Origin of the sequence: Acidiphilium sp. JA12-A1 (assembly GCF_000724705.2) — a bacterium.
Taxonomy (GTDB): domain Bacteria; phylum Pseudomonadota; class Alphaproteobacteria; order Acetobacterales; family Acetobacteraceae; genus Acidiphilium; species Acidiphilium multivorum.
Window position 1 is genome coordinate 14148 of the sequence record NZ_JFHO01000030.1, and the last position, 14305, is coordinate 28452.

General features: G+C 65.8%; 12 protein-coding genes. All 12 read right to left on the reverse strand.

All coding sequences use genetic code 11. The features are described from left to right. Positions 1-250 precede the first annotated feature (250 nt). Positions 251-1897 (reverse strand): ribonuclease J, encoded by a 1647-nt coding sequence (locus RT91_RS05595; protein ID WP_007422399.1) that lies wholly within the window; start codon positions 1895-1897, stop codon positions 251-253. A 34-nt stretch (positions 1898-1931) separates the two neighbouring features. Continuing rightward, positions 1932-2732, reverse strand: coding sequence for a type III pantothenate kinase (locus RT91_RS05600; protein WP_035186136.1), 801 nt, complete (start codon positions 2730-2732; stop codon positions 1932-1934). A gap of 21 nt (positions 2733-2753) precedes the next feature. Continuing rightward, the gene (locus RT91_RS05605) at positions 2754-3482 is read right to left on the reverse strand and encodes a biotin--[acetyl-CoA-carboxylase] ligase (RefSeq protein WP_011941878.1); all 729 of its coding nucleotides are present in this window, start codon (positions 3480-3482) and stop codon (positions 2754-2756) included. Further along, positions 3479-4915 (reverse strand): NADH-quinone oxidoreductase subunit NuoN, encoded by a 1437-nt coding sequence (gene nuoN / locus RT91_RS05610; protein WP_011941877.1) that lies wholly within the window; start codon positions 4913-4915, stop codon positions 3479-3481. The genes RT91_RS05605 and nuoN overlap by 4 nt, the downstream gene beginning before the upstream one ends. An 8-nt stretch (positions 4916-4923) precedes the next feature. After that, positions 4924-6441 carry an NADH-quinone oxidoreductase subunit M gene (locus tag RT91_RS05615; protein ID WP_035186139.1) on the reverse strand — a complete coding sequence of 506 codons (1518 nt, stop codon included), beginning with the start codon at positions 6439-6441 and terminating at the stop codon, positions 4924-4926. A 13-nt stretch (positions 6442-6454) separates the two neighbouring features. After that, complete coding sequence (gene nuoL / locus RT91_RS05620) at positions 6455-8383, reverse strand: NADH-quinone oxidoreductase subunit L (protein ID WP_035186141.1); 1929 nt, start codon at positions 8381-8383, stop codon at positions 6455-6457. Between the two features lie 6 nt (positions 8384-8389). Next, entirely contained in the window at positions 8390-8701 is a 312-nt protein-coding gene (nuoK, locus tag RT91_RS22295; protein ID WP_011941875.1) for an NADH-quinone oxidoreductase subunit NuoK, read from the reverse strand. Then, positions 8698-9348: an NADH-quinone oxidoreductase subunit J gene (locus RT91_RS05630; RefSeq protein ID WP_007422406.1), complete on the reverse strand. Its 651-nt coding sequence runs from the start codon at positions 9346-9348 to the stop codon at positions 8698-8700. Before RT91_RS05630 ends, nuoK begins: the two co-directional genes overlap by 4 nt. 6 nt (positions 9349-9354) lie before the next feature. After that, positions 9355-9843 (reverse strand): NADH-quinone oxidoreductase subunit NuoI, encoded by a 489-nt coding sequence (nuoI, locus tag RT91_RS05635; protein ID WP_035186180.1) that lies wholly within the window; start codon positions 9841-9843, stop codon positions 9355-9357. A 15-nt stretch (positions 9844-9858) separates the two neighbouring features. Next, positions 9859-10875, reverse strand: coding sequence for an NADH-quinone oxidoreductase subunit NuoH (gene nuoH / locus RT91_RS05640; RefSeq protein ID WP_007422408.1), 1017 nt, complete (start codon positions 10873-10875; stop codon positions 9859-9861). Between the two features lie 5 nt (positions 10876-10880). Next, entirely contained in the window at positions 10881-12941 is a 2061-nt protein-coding gene (gene nuoG / locus RT91_RS05645) for an NADH-quinone oxidoreductase subunit NuoG (protein ID WP_035186142.1), read from the reverse strand. A gap of 67 nt (positions 12942-13008) precedes the next feature. After that, positions 13009-14304, reverse strand: coding sequence for an NADH-quinone oxidoreductase subunit NuoF (nuoF, locus tag RT91_RS05650; protein ID WP_007422410.1), 1296 nt, complete (start codon positions 14302-14304; stop codon positions 13009-13011). Position 14305: the final 1 nt, after the last annotated feature.

Below are 14305 nucleotides of genomic sequence, written 5' to 3' on the forward strand. Positions count from 1 at the left end.
GGCGGCCGATCATGGACGGAAAAAAACCCGCCGGCCACAGGGCCAGCGGGCCAAGTTCAGGGAGGAAACGCCAGTCACACGGCAGAGCGAAGAACCAATCTCCGCTCTGCACACGATACTGCATTGCGGCATGCCGGGCGTAAAGCGAATTCACGCGCCTATGCACAAGAAAATGACGGATTTGGACATATATTGCTAAAGTTTTCATCTGTATCGAAATGAAAAAGAACATTTGACTATAAAATAACCATCATATGTGCAGGACATGCACCTCGACCATCGGCCGTTTGCCGAAACGCCGCCCGAGCGCGCGGCGCAGGGCCGTTTGCGCTGCCTCCTTCACCGCATTCCGGTCGGTCCGCAGGTTGGCCGGCAGGTCCTCGAAGGTTGCGACAAAGTCTTCGGCCAGCGCGCCGAGCGCATGATCATCGGCTTCGAACAGGCCTGGCGCGGCGATCTGCGCCCCGCCCTTCACCTTGCCGGCGCGGTCGACCGCGATGCTGGCAACCACGACGCCGTTGAGCATCATCCGCCGTCGCGCGGCCATTACGCCGCCCTGCATCGGAACCAGCCGGTCTCCGTCCACCGCGAGCCGGCCGACCGGAACGCTGTCGACCACCTGCGGCGGTTCGGGCGCGAGGCGCAGCACATCGCCATCCTCCAGAAGGAGCGTGCTGATGCCGGCCGCCTCGGCCAGATCGGCCTGCGCCGCCATGTGGCGCCATTCGCCATGGGTCGGCACCAGATATTTCGGACGGACCAGACGGTAGAGCCGGCGCAGTTCGTCGCGGGCCGGATGGCCGGAGACATGCACCATGTGATCGTCGTCGGTCATCACGTTCACGCCGGCGCGGACCAACTCGTCCTGCACCGCGCCGATCGCCCGTTCGTTGCCGGGGATCACGCGGGCGGAGAAGATCACGGTATCGCCCTCGCCCAGCGCGACGTTGCGATGCGTATCGGCGGCGATCCGCGCCAGCGCCGAGCGCTTCTCGCCCTGGCTGCCGGTGGCGAGGATCAGCAGGCTGTCATCCGGAATGGCGCCGACCTCGTCCTCGGGAACGAAATCCGGCAGGTCGGCGAGATAGCCCGCTTCCTGCGCCGCCTCGACATATTTGCCGAGGCTGCGTCCCACCAGCGCGACATGCCGGCCGGCGGCGGCGGCGGCCTTCACCACCGTATCGATCCGGGCGATGTTGCTCGCGAAACAGGTGACGACGATGCGACCGCGCAGCCCCGCGATCAGGCTCGTCAGGCTGCGTCGCACGGTCGCTTCCGAGCCGGAATGTCCCTCGACCAGCGCATTGGTCGAATCGCAGATCATCGCCAGCACGCCCGCATCGCCCAGCGCCTCGAGCGCCGCCTCGTCGGTCGGTGGGCCGATCAGCGGCTCCGGATCGAGTTTCCAGTCACCCGTATGCAGCACGGTGCCGTATTTCGTGGTGAGGACGAGTGCCTGCGACTCCGGCGTTGAGTGCGACATGCGGATATAGCGCAGCGCAAAGGGGCCAACCTCGAAGGCCGCGCCAGGCTGGATTTCGGTGATGCGCACGCTGCGCAGCAGCCCGGCCTCGCCGAGCCGGTAGCGGATCAGCGCCGCGGCGAAGGGCGTTGCGTAGACCGGGCAGCGCAGCGCGTCCCAGATCCGCGCAATGCCGCCGATATGGTCTTCGTGCGCATGGGTGATAACCAGGCCGGCGATGCGGTCCCGGTTGGCAGCCAGAAACGCCGGGTCGGGCACCAGCAACTCCGCTTCGGGCGCCTCTGGTCCGGCGAAGCCCATGCCGCAATCGACCACCAGCAGATCACCATCCAGCCCGTAGACGTTCAGGTTCATGCCGATCTCGCCGGTGCCGCCGAGCGGGGTGAAACTCAGCCCCTTGCTGATCTCGTTCATGAAGTCACCTTGTTTTCAGTCGCTTCGTTCTCGTTCATTCGTGTTCGGCCTCGCGCGGGCGCAGCACGGGGGCCGGGTTGCGCAGGGCCAGCAGGCGCAGCCCCTCGAGCGTGAGGTCGGGGTCGGTGTGTTCGATCCGGGACGTGCCCTCGGCGATCAGCGGCGCAAGCCCCCCGGTTGCGATCGTTTTCATCGGCGCCCCGAAATCCGCCTCGATCCGCGCGATGAGTCCCTCGACCAGCCCCACATATCCCCAATAGATGCCCGAGCGCATGGCGGGAATAGTCGACTTGCCGATCACAAGCTGCGGCCGGCCGATGCCGATTCGCGGCAGGCGAGCCGCGGCCTGGTGCAGCGCCTCGACCGAGAGATTGATCCCCGGCGCGATCACGCCGCCGACATAGGCGCCGTCGCCGTTCACCACGTCGAACGTCGTCGCGGTGCCGAAATCGATCACGATGAGCGGGCCACCGTAGCCATGATGGGCAGCCAACGCGTTGAGAAGGCGATCCGCACCGATTTCGGCCGGATTGTCCATCTCGATCGCAAAGCCCCAGTCGAGTTCGGCACGCGCGATCAGCGGCTCCAGGCTGAACCAGTCGCGGCAGAGCCGGCGCAGATGGTAGAGCGCGGCCGGCACCACGGTGCCGATCACCGCGCCATCGATCCCCCCGGCGGCAATTCCGGCCCGGTCAAGCAGGACGGTGAGCCAGACGCCATATTCGTCGGACGTGCGCTGCGCGTCGGTCGCGATGCGCCAGGTACCGCGCCAGCGCGACCCGTCATGCACCGCGAAGACGATGTTGGTGTTGCCCGCGTCGATGACCAGTTTCATGCCCAAGGCCCTGCTGCGCGATCAGATCAGGGCGACGTCACCGCCGCGCAATGCGGTGACCCGGTCGCCTTCACGGAGGAGCAGCGCGCCGTCATCGTCGAGCCCGGCATAGATGCCCGAACGCCGCCCGCCATCGACGGTGATCGCCGTGCCTTCGGGGTGCGCCCGACGCATCCAGGCGGCGCGCAGCGGCGCGGCGCCCGACGCCAGAACGTCGAGCCAGTGGTCGAGCCGCGCGCAGAATGCCGGCGCCAGCGCCTCCGGCGTCATCGCGCCACCCAGCGCGGCAAGGCTCGTCGTTACCCGACCCGGCACCGGCGGCGCCTCGGCCAGATTGACGCCGACGCCGACGATCATCGCGGTAATCATCCCGTTTTCGATTGTCGCATCCAGCAGGATGCCGGCGAGCTTGGCGGCGCCCGCCATCAGGTCGTTCGGCCATTTGAGCATGACTGCGCCGGGTGCCGGCAGCGCGGGATCGAGCACCTCGATCAGCGCGAGGCCGGCGAGCAGCGCGAACCATCCTCCCTGCCCCGCCGGAACGCGCGGGCGCAGCAGGGCGGAGCCGCAGAAATTGCCTGCCGGCGACTCCCAGGCCCGTCCCGCGCGCCCTCGCCCCGCGGTCTGCCGCGCCGCGACGACCATCAGCCGCTCGGGCTCTCCCTCAGCCGCGCGTCTTGCGCAGAAATCCGAGGTCGAGCCAAGCGTGTCGTAGTGTTCGATCCGCCAGGGCGCGCGGTCGGCTGTCAAAATCCCTGGCTCGTCATCAGCGCGTGGGCCGCCATGGTCGACAGGGTCGTCAGCGTCGACGGATGGAAGACGAACAGCACCGTGAACGCTGCGGCCGCCCCCATCACCAGGCTGACGCCGGCGCTGCGCCGGTCGAGCCCCGGTTCGCCGGCGTCGAAATACATCACCTTGATGACGCGCAGATAATAGAAGGCCGCGATCACGCTGGTGATGATGCCGAGCACGGCGAGCGGGCCGAGCCCCGCATTGATCGCGGCGGCAAAGACATAGAATTTGCCGAAAAAGCCCGCGAGCGGCGGAATGCCGGCCATCGACCACATCATGACCGCGAGCACGAAGGCAAAACGCGGATCGTCCGAGGCCATGCCGGCGAGATCGGCGATGCGCTCGACCGGCTGGCGGCCACGGCTCATCGCGATGATGCACCCGAAGGTGCCGAGCGACATCACGAGATAGATGGCGAGATAGATCAACGCGCCGCTGACCCCGGCGGCGGTGCCGGCGGCAAGGCCCATCAGCGCGTAACCCATGTGGCCGATCGAGGAATAGCCCATCAGGCGCTTGATGCTGGTCTGCCGGATCGCGCCGATGGCGCCGATCACCATCGAAGCCGCGGCGATGATCTGCACGAGGTCGCGCCACTGCCCGAGCACGGGCCCGAACGGCCCCAGCATCACCCGCAGCAGCAGCGCAAAGACGGCAATTTTCGGCGCGGTGGCGAAGAAGGCCGTCACCGAGGTCGGCGCACCCTCATAGACGTCGGGCGTCCACATATGGAACGGTGCAGCGGAAATCTTGAAGGCGAGGCCGACGAGAACGAAGACGAGGCCGATCGTCGAGCCCACCGCCGCAGTCGGATGGCCGGCGAGCGCGTGGGCGATCCCGGCGAAATTCGTGGTTCCGGCGAAGCCGTAGACCAGCGAGATTCCGTAGAGCAGCAGCCCAGACGACAGCGCGCCCAGCACGAAATATTTCAGCCCCGCTTCCGAGGAGCGCAGATTGTGCCGCGCGAAGGCCGCCAGCACGTAGAGCGCAAGCGACTGGATCTCGAAGCCGATGTAAAGCGTGATCAGGTCGCTCGCCGAGACCAGAACCACCATGCCCGTCACCGCGAAGAGGACGAGCACCGGAAACTCGAAGCGGGTGATGCCGATATTGCGGTTGAACGTGACCGAGAGCGCGAGTGCGCCGATCGCCCCCAGCGCCACCAGCACGTCGGCGAAGCGGGTGAAATCATTGGTCTGGTAGAGACCGTGAAAGATCGTCCCGCCAGGCGCCGCGACCAGCAGCCGGGCGGCAATCGCGAGCACCACGATCGATGCTGCGGTGATCGCGAAACTGTGGTCGCGGTCGGTGAAGACGCCGGACATCAGCATGATCATCCCCGCGATGGCGAGGAACAGGATGGGCAGCACGGTATAGAACGTTGACATTGCCTCGCTCACTGCTTGATCATGGCCAGCCGGGCATGCGCGCCGGACGACAGGGCGGCGACATGCGCATGGACAAGGTCCTGCACCGCGCCGTCAAAGATATGGGTCAGGCCGCCGGGCACGAAGCCGAGCACGATGACCAGCACCGCCAGCGGCGCCAACATGAGCCATTCGCGCGGCCCGATATCGGCCATCACCGCGTTGGCGACGCTGCGCGCCTTGTCGAACAGCACGCGGCGGATCATCACCAGCATGTACATAACGCTCAGGATCATGCCGGAGCCGACAAGCAGGGCGACCCAGAAATTCGCCTGGATCGCGCCGATCATGACCAGGATCTCGCCGACGAAGCCGGATGTGCCGGGCAGGCCGACATTCGCCATCACGAACAGCATCAGGAAGGTGGCGTAGACCGGCATGCGCGAGGCCAGACCGCCAAGCTGGTCGAGCCGCAGCGAATGGCCGCGCGCCAGCAGGATGCCGACACAGAGGAACAATGCGGCAATGACGAGCCCGTGCGACACCATCTGGAACAGCGCGCCCTCGATTCCGGCGACGGTGACGGTGAAGATGCCGACCACGATCAGCCCCATATGCGCGACCGACGAATAGGCGATCATGCGCTTGATGTCGGTCTGCGCCAAGGCGGCGAAGGAAATGTAGACGATGCCGATGATACCGAGCGCGAACATGAACGGCTCGAAATAGGCCGTTGCCTGCGGCAGCATCGGCAGCGAGAAGCGCAGGAAACCGTAGGCCCCCATTTTCGAGAGCACCGCGGCCAGCATGATCGTGCCGGGCAGCGGCGCCTCGCCATAGGCGTCGGGCAGCCACGTATGCATCGGCCAGACCGCCGCCTTCACGCCGAAGGAGAGCAGGAAGGCGACGAACAGCCAGTCCTGCGTGGTCGGGGCGATCGCGGTGTGCATGAGCTGCACCATGTCGGTCGTGCCGGCGTGGTGCCACATCCAGACCAGGGCGAGCAGCATCGGCAGCGAGCCCGCGAGGGTGAAGAGGAAGAACTTCACCGCGGCATGAATCCGCCGCTCCCCGCCCCAGACGCCGATGATGAGATACATCGGGATCAGCACGCCCTCGAAGAAGATGTAGAACAGCAGGAAATCGAGGGCCGAGAACATGCCGATCGTCATGGTCTCGAGCAGCAGGAAGGCGGCCATGTAGTCGCGCACGCGCCGGCTCTCGCGCCAGCTCGCCAATACAGCGACCGGCGTCAGCAGCGCGCTGAGGGCGACGAAGAACAGGCTGATGCCGTCAACGCCCATCCGGTAGCCGATGCCGTAGGCCGGGATCCATTCGGCAGAGTCGACGAACTGGAACCCATGCACTGACGGATTGAAGCCGACGACCATCACCACCGCGAGCACGAGCACGAGCAGGCTGGTCCACAGCGCGATCCAGCGCGCATTGCGGGCGGTGGCCGGGTTGGCCGAGTCGCTGGTGAAATACATCAGCACGGCGCCGGCGAGCGGCAGCCAGGTCATCAGCGAGAGAAGATGGAAATTCATGTGCCGCTCCCCCTCACCGCGCGACCAAGAAAACGGTCACCAGCACCATCAACCCGACCAGCATGACGAACCCGTAAACCGCGATCGATCCGCTCTGTAGCCGGCTGGCAACGCCGGAGGCATCGCCGGTCAGCCGCGCCAGGCCTTCCGGCACGCCGTCGATCATCTCCTCATCGCCGATCCGCCAGATGGCGCGCGCGATGCGCAGCGCCGGGCGGACGAAGATCGCGTCATACAACTCGTCGAAATACCATTTGTTGAGCAGGAACGCGTGGAGCCCGGGCCAGGCCTCGGCCAGCCGCGCCGGCAGCGCCGGAGCGAGCTCGTAGAACCAGTAGGCGATGCCGATCCCGGCAATCGCCAGCAGCAGCGGCATCTTCTCCGCCCAGGCCGGAATCGTGTTGCGCGCCGCCATCACCGCGCCACCATGCGGCAAGGCGATGCTGGCCCCCCAGAAATTCGCGAAATGTGCCCCGATGAAGGTCGGCCCGAGCAGGAAGCCGGTCGTCAGCGCCCCGATGGCCAGCACGACCAGCGGCAACAGCATCACCAGCGGGCTTTCATGCGCGTGGGCCAGCGTTTCGCTGGAGGCGCGCGGCTTGCCGTGGAAGGTGAGCAGCATCAACCGCACCGTGTAGAAGGCGGTCAGACCGGCGCCGAGCGTGCCACAGAGCCAGCCGAACACCGCCGTGTGCGACTGTGCGGCAAAGGCGGCCGACAGGATCGCATCCTTCGAGAAGTAACCCGAGAACGGCGGGATCGCGACCAGCGCCAGGCTTCCCGCCCACATCGTGACATAGGTGACCGGCAGCTTGCGCCACAGGCCGCCCATCTTGCGCACATCCTGCTCGTCGGCCAGCGCGTGGATCACCGAACCGGCGCCGAGGAACAGCAGCGCCTTGAAGAAGGCATGGTTGATCAGGTGGAAGATGCCGATCGGCGCCGCCCCCACGCCGACCGCGAGGAACATGTAGCCGAGTTGCGAGCAGGTCGAGTACGCGATGATGCGCTTGATGTCGTTCTGCACGCAGCCGATCGTTGCCGCGAAGAAGGCGGTGAAGCCGCCGATTACCGTGATCAGCGCCAGGGCAACGGGAGCCGCGTCGATGACCGGGGACATCCGCGCGGTCATGAACACGCCGGCGGTCACCATCGTCGCGGCATGGATGAGGGCGGAAATCGGCGTCGGGCCTTCCATCGCGTCCGGCAGCCAGGTGTGCAGGAACAGCTGGGCGGACTTGCCCATCGCGCCGATGAAGAGAAGGATCGAGATCACCTCGAGCACCGGCATATCGGTGCCGAACAGATGGTAGGCGTGCGGCGCGACCTTGGCCACGCCGGCGAAGATCGTATCGAAATTGACGCTGCCGAACTCATACCAGGTCAACGCGATACCGACCGCGAAGAACAGGTCACCCACCCGGTTGACGATGAAGGCCTTGATCGCCGCCTCGTTGGCGCTGGCGCGGTCATACCAGTAGCCGATCAGCAGGTAGGACATCAGGCCAACACCTTCCCAGCCGAAGAACAGCTGGAGCAGGTTGTTCGCCGTGGCGAGCATCAGCATCGCGAAGGTGAATAGAGAGATGTAGACGAAGAAGCGCGGCTCGGTGCGGTCCTCCGCCATGTATCCGATGCTGTAGACATGGATCAGCGCCGAAACCACGCAGACCATGCCCACCATCACGAGCGACAGCGTGTCCATCCGCAGCGCCCATTGCGGCGCGAAGGTGCCGACCGAAATCCATTGCCCGAGCACGATGAGATGGTCCGCCGCCCCGAGCACGAGATGGCGGTAGACCGTGCCGATCGCGGCGATGGCGGCGATGACCAGCGAGGCGACGCTGAGCCCGACGGCCGGAGCGCGGCCGAGGGTGGGGCGCGCGAGCCCGGCGAGCAGCGCGCCGGCCAGCGGCGCGAGAACGGCAATGGCAAGCAGCATGTCGGCTCAGCCCTTCATCAGCGTGACGTCTTCGACTTCGATCGAGCCGCGGTTGCGGAAATACACGACCAGGATCGCCAGCCCGATCGCAGCCTCCGCCGCCGCGACCGAGAGCACGAACATGGTAAAGACCTGCCCCGCCATGTCGTGCAGCGCCGAGGAGAAGGCGACGAAATTGATGTTGGCGGCGAGCAGGATCAGCTCGATCGACATCATGATGACGATGATGTTCTTCCGGTTGAGGAAGATCCCGAAAATCCCGATCACCAGCAGCAGGCCGGCGACGACGAGATAGGGCCCGAGCCCGACCGCGCTCATCGGATCGTCTCCCGTTTCGCGGGCGCTGCCTGTGTCATCTGCTTCGCTCCCTTGCCGATGCCGAGTTTGACCATCGTCAGCGTCTCGTCGATCGGCCGCTGATGCTGCATCGAGATGTCCTGACGGCGCGAGCGGCGCTCGCCCGAATGGGTCAGCACGATCGCCCCGATCATCGCCACGAGGAGCAGCAGCGCCACCAGTTCGAAGGCGAACATGTAACGGGTGTAGATCAGGTCGCCGAGTGCCGCGGTGTTCGAAAGATGCGCCGGCATCGGCACCTGGCTGGCGAGATGGGCGGCGGGGGTGATGGTCCAGCCGATGGCGACGGCGCCGATTTCCACCATCAGGATGAACCCGATCAGCAGGCCGAGGGGCGCGTAGCGCTGGAAGCCCTCGCGTAGCGCCGCGAAATCGACGTCGAGCATCATCACGACGAAGAGGAACAGCACGGCAACCGCGCCGACATAGACGATCACAAGCACCATCGCCAGGAATTCGGCGCCGGCGAGCACGAACAGCGCGCCCGCGTTGATGAAGGCGAGGATGAGGAACAGCACAGAATGCACCGGATTGCGCGCGGTGATCACCATGCAGGCCGAGAGCAGCAGGATCGCGGCGAAGACGTAGAATGCGAGCGTGACGATCATGGCGCGTTACCGGTAAGGCGCGTCGAGTTCGAGGCGCTTGGCCAGTTCGCTTTCCCAGCGGTCGCCGTTCGCGAGCAGTCTTTCCTTGTCATACATCAGCTCCTCGCGCGTCTCGGTCGCGAATTCGAAGTTCGGTCCTTCGACGATCGCATCGACCGGGCAGGCTTCCTCGCAGAGGCCGCAATAGATGCACTTTGTCATGTCGATGTCGTAGCGCGTGGTCCGGCGCGAGCCGTCCTCGCGCGGTTCCGCCTCGATCGTGATCGCCTGCGCGGGGCAGATCGCCTCGCACAGCTTGCAGGCGATGCAGCGTTCCTCGCCGTTCGGATACCGGCGCAGCGCGTGTTCGCCCTTGAAACGCGGGCTGATCGCGTTCTTCTCGAACGGGTAGTTCAGCGTCGCCTTGCGCGTGAAGAAATAACGCAGGGTCAGCCGCAGGCCGGAGAGAATCTCCAGCAGCAGGAAGCGGTGCGCGATGCGATCAAGTCTGGCCATCATCCGATCTCCCGGTCACGCATGCGGCAACCAGCCGAAAATTTCGAGAACGCTCGCCGTCAGCACCAGCCAGCCGAGCGAAAACGGCAGGAACACCTTCCAGCCAAGTTGCATCAGCTGGTCGTATCGGAAGCGCGGCAGCGTCGCGCGCACCCAGAGGAAAACGAACAGGCACAGCATGACCTTGAGCAGGAACCAGACCGGTCCGGGGATCCAGGTGAACGGCGCGATCGGGATCGGCGAGAGCCAGCCGCCGAGGAAGAGGATGGTCGTCATCCCACTCATCAGGATCATGTTCGCGTATTCGCCGAGGAAGAACAGCGCGAAGCTCATCGCGCTGTATTCGACGAAGAACCCGGCGACGATCTCGCTCTCGCCTTCCGGCAGGTCGAACGGCGCGCGGTTCGTCTCGGCGAGGCCCGAGATGAAGAACACCACCAGCATCGGCAGCAGCGGGATCGCGAACCAGATATGCCGCTGCGCCGTCACGATGTCGTTCAGGTTGAGACTGCCGACGCAGACCAGCACCGAGAGGATGACGATGCCGATCGAGACCTCGTAGCTCACCATCTGCGCCGCGCTGCGCATGGCGCCGAGAAAGGCGAATTTCGAGTTGCTCGCCCAGCCCGCGATGATCACGCCATAGACGCCAAGCGAGGAAATCGCGAACAGGTAGAGCAGTCCGACATTGATGTCCGCGATCCCCCAGTGGTCGTTCACCGGAATCACCGCCCAGGCGATGATCGCGAGCCCGAAGGTGATCATCGGCGCGAACAGGAACAGCATCCGGTTGGCGCCGTCGGGAATGATGGTCTCCTTGAACAGCATCTTGATCGCGTCCGCGAAGGGCTGCCACAGCCCGAACGGGCCGACCACGTTCGGTCCCTTGCGCAGTTGCATGGCCGCCAGCACCTTGCGCTCCGCATAGGTGAGATACGCGACACCGATCAGCAGCGGCACCAGCAGCGCCAGCGTGCGCAGCAGGGTGAGAACGAGAATGCCGAAATCCGTCGAGAAGAAACCCGCCTCCATCGCGCTCACTCCGCCGCCATCTGGCGCGGGAGGATGATTTCCTCGATGCATTTCGCCATGGTCGGGCTCGCGCGGCTGATCGGATCGGTCTGGTAATAGGTAGCGAAGGCGCGGCCGAACGGCGCGTCGCTCACGGCGGCGGCATCGCCGCGCGGCGCCTCGCCCCCGGCATGGCCGATGCGGCGCAGCGCGCCCGTCTCGCCGAAGACCGGATTGGCCTCGACCATGCGCGTGCGCAACGTGTCGAGATCGTCATAGGGCAGCGCCTGGCCAAGTGCGGCACTCGCCGCGCGCAGGATCGCCCAGTCCTCCCGCGCCTCGCCGGGCGGGAAAATCGCCCGCAGCGCGCGCTGCACCCTGCCCTCCGTATTCACATAGGTGCCGGATTTCTCGGTATAGGCTGCACCGGGAAGAATCACGTCGGCCCGCGCCGCACCGCGGTCGCCATGGTGACCCTGGTAGATCACGAACGTGTCCGCGCCGATCTGCGAGACGTCGAATTCATCCGCGCCGAGCAGCCACAGCACATCCACGCCACCGCCCATCATGCCGGCGATGTCCTTGCCGTTCTCCCCCGGCAGGAACCCGAGTTCGAGCGCGCCCATCCGCGCCGCCGCGTTGTGCAGCACGTTGAACCCGTGCCAGTCGGCGGTCAGCATGCCGGTCTGAAGCGCGATCTGCCAGCAGCAAGCGAGCACGGCCCCGGCATCCGGCCGCGCGAAGGCCTGCGGGCCCACGATCAGCATCGGCCGTTTCGCCGCCGCCAGCCGCTTCGTGAAGTGATGCTCCGGATCGAGCAGCGCCTTCAGCGCATCGCCACCCTCGCCGAGATGTTCATGCTCATAGGTCAGGTCGGCCGGCGCGCCGACCAGCCCGGCGAAGAAACCGGGAGTCTCGACCCAGCGGCGCCGCAGCCGTGCGTTCAGGACCGGCGCTTCCTGTCGCGGATTGGCGCCGACGATCAGCAGCGCGTCGGCCTCGTCGATTCCCTCGATCGTCGTGTTGAAGCGGTGGAATTCCCGGCTCGACACATCGAACACCGCGCCATCCTGCCGGCAGTCAAGATTGGTGGAGCCGAGCGCCCCCATCAGGTCCTTCAGCGCCATCATGCTCTCCGCATCGCAGAGATTGCCGGCAATGGCGCCGATCCGGCTGCCGTCGATTCCTCTGATCCGGCCGGCGATGGCGGCAAGCGCCTCGTCCCAGCTCGCCGGGCGCAGCTTGCCCGCCTCACGCAACCAGGGCCGGTCGAGCCGGCGGCGCTTTAGCCCGTCGATCGAGAAACGGCCCTTGTCGGCGAGCCATTCCTCGTTCACCGCGTCGTTCAGCCGGGGCAGGACGCGCAGCACCTCGCTGCCGCGCGCATCGATGCGGATATTGGTGCCGACCGCGTCGAACACGTCGATGCTGTCGGTCTTGCGCAACTCCCAGGTGCGGGCGGTGAACGCATAGGGCTTCGAGGTCAGCGCGCCGACCGGGCAGAGATCGATGATATTGCCCGATAACTCGGACGACAGGCCGCGCTCGACATAGTTGGTGATTTCCATGTGCTCGCCGCGCTGCACCGCGCCGAGTTCCGGCACGCCGGCGACCTCGGCCATGAAGCGGACGCAGCGGGTGCAGTGAATGCAGCGCGTCATCACCGTCTTGACGAGCGGGCCGAGATACTTGTCGGTCACCGCCCGCTTGTTGCCGTCGTAACGGGTATGGTCGCGCCCATAGCCCATCGCCTCGTCCTGCAGGTCGCACTCGCCGCCCTGATCGCAGATCGGGCAGTCGAGCGGATGGTTGATGAGCAGGAACTCCATCACCCCACGCCGCGCCTCGCGGACCTTCTCGCTGTCGGTATGGATGACCATGCCCTCGCCCACCGGCTGCCCGCAGGAGGCGACCGGCTTCGGCATCTTCTCGACTTCCACGAGGCACATGCGGCAGTTGCCGGCGATCGACAGCCGCTCATGGTAGCAGAAGCGCGGGATTTCCTTGCCCGCTTCCTCGCAGGCCTGCAGCACCGTGTATCCGTTCGGAACCTCGATCTCGAGTCCGTCCACCGTCACTTTCGGCATCAGATCCGCACCCCGCTCGTGGCGCGCGCGGCGCCGTCCATCGTCTCGTGCCGCATCGTCCCCTCCGTCATTCCGCCGCGAGGCGCGATGCCGTGCGCGCCTTGTAATCGGCGATCCGCTGCTCGACCACTGGCCGGAAATGCCGCAGCAGACCCTGGATCGGCCAGGCCGCCGCGTCGCCGAGCGGGCAGATCGTATGGCCTTCCACCTGTTTCGTGACCTGTTCCAGCAGGTCGATATCGGCGATTTCCGCCCGCCCCTCGACCAGGCGATACATCATCCGCATCATCCAGCCGGTGCCCTCGCGGCAGGGCGTGCACTGGCCGCAACTCTCATGCTTGTAGAACGCCGCGAGCCGCGCGATCGCCCGGATCAGGTCGGTCGACTTGTCCATCACGATCACCGCCGCGGTGCCGAGGCCGGTGCGCTGCTCGCGCAGGCTGTCGTAATCCATCAGCACCGTGTCGCAGACCGATTTCGGAATCATGTGCACCGACGATCCGCCGGGTATCACCGCCTGCAGGTTGTCCCACCCGCCCCGCACGCCGCCGGCATGCTTCTCGATCAACTCGCGCAGCGGAATGCCGAGTTCCTCTTCCACATTGCACGGCCTGTTCACATGGCCGGAAATGCAGAAGATCTTGGTGCCGGAATTCTTCGGCCTGCCGAGCGCGGAAAACCAGGCCGCCCCTCGCCGCATGATGGTCGCGACCCCTGCAATGGTCTCGACATTGTTCACAGTGGTCGGGCAGCCATAGAGGCCGAGCGCCGCCGGAAAGGGCGGCTTCATGCGCGGCAGGCCCTTCTTGCCCTCGATGCTCTCGATCAGCGCCGATTCCTCGCCGCAGATATAGGCGCCCGCCCCGCGATGCACGGTGATGTCAAAGGCCCAGCCCGACCCGCAAGCATCGTCACCGAGCAATCCGGCTTCGCGCGCCTCGTCAACGGCGGCCTGCAAATTCTTGTATTCATTGTAGTATTCGCCACGGACATAGATGAACGCCCGGTGCGCGCCCATGGCGAATCCGGCGATCAGCGCGCCTTCCACCAGCTTGTGCGGTTCGTGGCGCAGGATGTCGCGGTCCTTGCACGTGCCGGGTTCGCTCTCATCGGCGTTGATGACGAGATAGCTCGGCCGTCCATCTGTCTCCTTCGGCATGAAGGACCATTTCATCCCGGTCGGGAAGCCGGCGCCGCCGCGGCCGCGCAGGCCCGAGGACTTGATTTCCTCGATGATCGCATCCCGCCCGCGGGCGAGGATGTCCTTCGTGCCGTCCCAGTCGCCGCGCGCCCGGGCGCCGGCGAGGCGCCAGTCATGCAGGCCGTAGAGATTGGTATAGATCCGGTCGCGATCGCTCAGCATC

Bases quoted from the DNA above. Each gene is read 5' to 3' on its own strand.
- nuoG (WP_035186142.1), bottom strand. From the start codon at position 12,941: ATGCCGAAAGTGACGGTGGACGGACTCGAGATCGAGGTTCCGAACGGA.
- RT91_RS05600 (WP_035186136.1), bottom strand. From the start codon at position 2,732: ATGAAACTGGTCATCGACGCGGGCAACACCAACATCGTCTTCGCGGTG.
- nuoK (WP_011941875.1), bottom strand. From the start codon at position 8,701: ATGAGCGCGGTCGGGCTCGGGCCCTATCTCGTCGTCGCCGGCCTGCTG.
- nuoF (WP_007422410.1), bottom strand. From the start codon at position 14,304: ATGCTGAGCGATCGCGACCGGATCTATACCAATCTCTACGGCCTGCAT.
- nuoI (WP_035186180.1), bottom strand. From the start codon at position 9,843: ATGGCCAGACTTGATCGCATCGCGCACCGCTTCCTGCTGCTGGAGATT.
- nuoH (WP_007422408.1), bottom strand. From the start codon at position 10,875: ATGGAGGCGGGTTTCTTCTCGACGGATTTCGGCATTCTCGTTCTCACC.
- RT91_RS05615 (WP_035186139.1), bottom strand. From the start codon at position 6,441: ATGAATTTCCATCTTCTCTCGCTGATGACCTGGCTGCCGCTCGCCGGC.
- RT91_RS05595 (WP_007422399.1), bottom strand. From the start codon at position 1,897: ATGAACGAGATCAGCAAGGGGCTGAGTTTCACCCCGCTCGGCGGCACC.
- nuoN (WP_011941877.1), bottom strand. From the start codon at position 4,915: ATGTCAACGTTCTATACCGTGCTGCCCATCCTGTTCCTCGCCATCGCG.
- nuoL (WP_035186141.1), bottom strand. From the start codon at position 8,383: ATGCTGCTTGCCATTGCCGTTCTCGCGCCGCTGGCCGGCGCGCTGCTC.
- RT91_RS05630 (WP_007422406.1), bottom strand. From the start codon at position 9,348: ATGATCGTCACGCTCGCATTCTACGTCTTCGCCGCGATCCTGCTGCTC.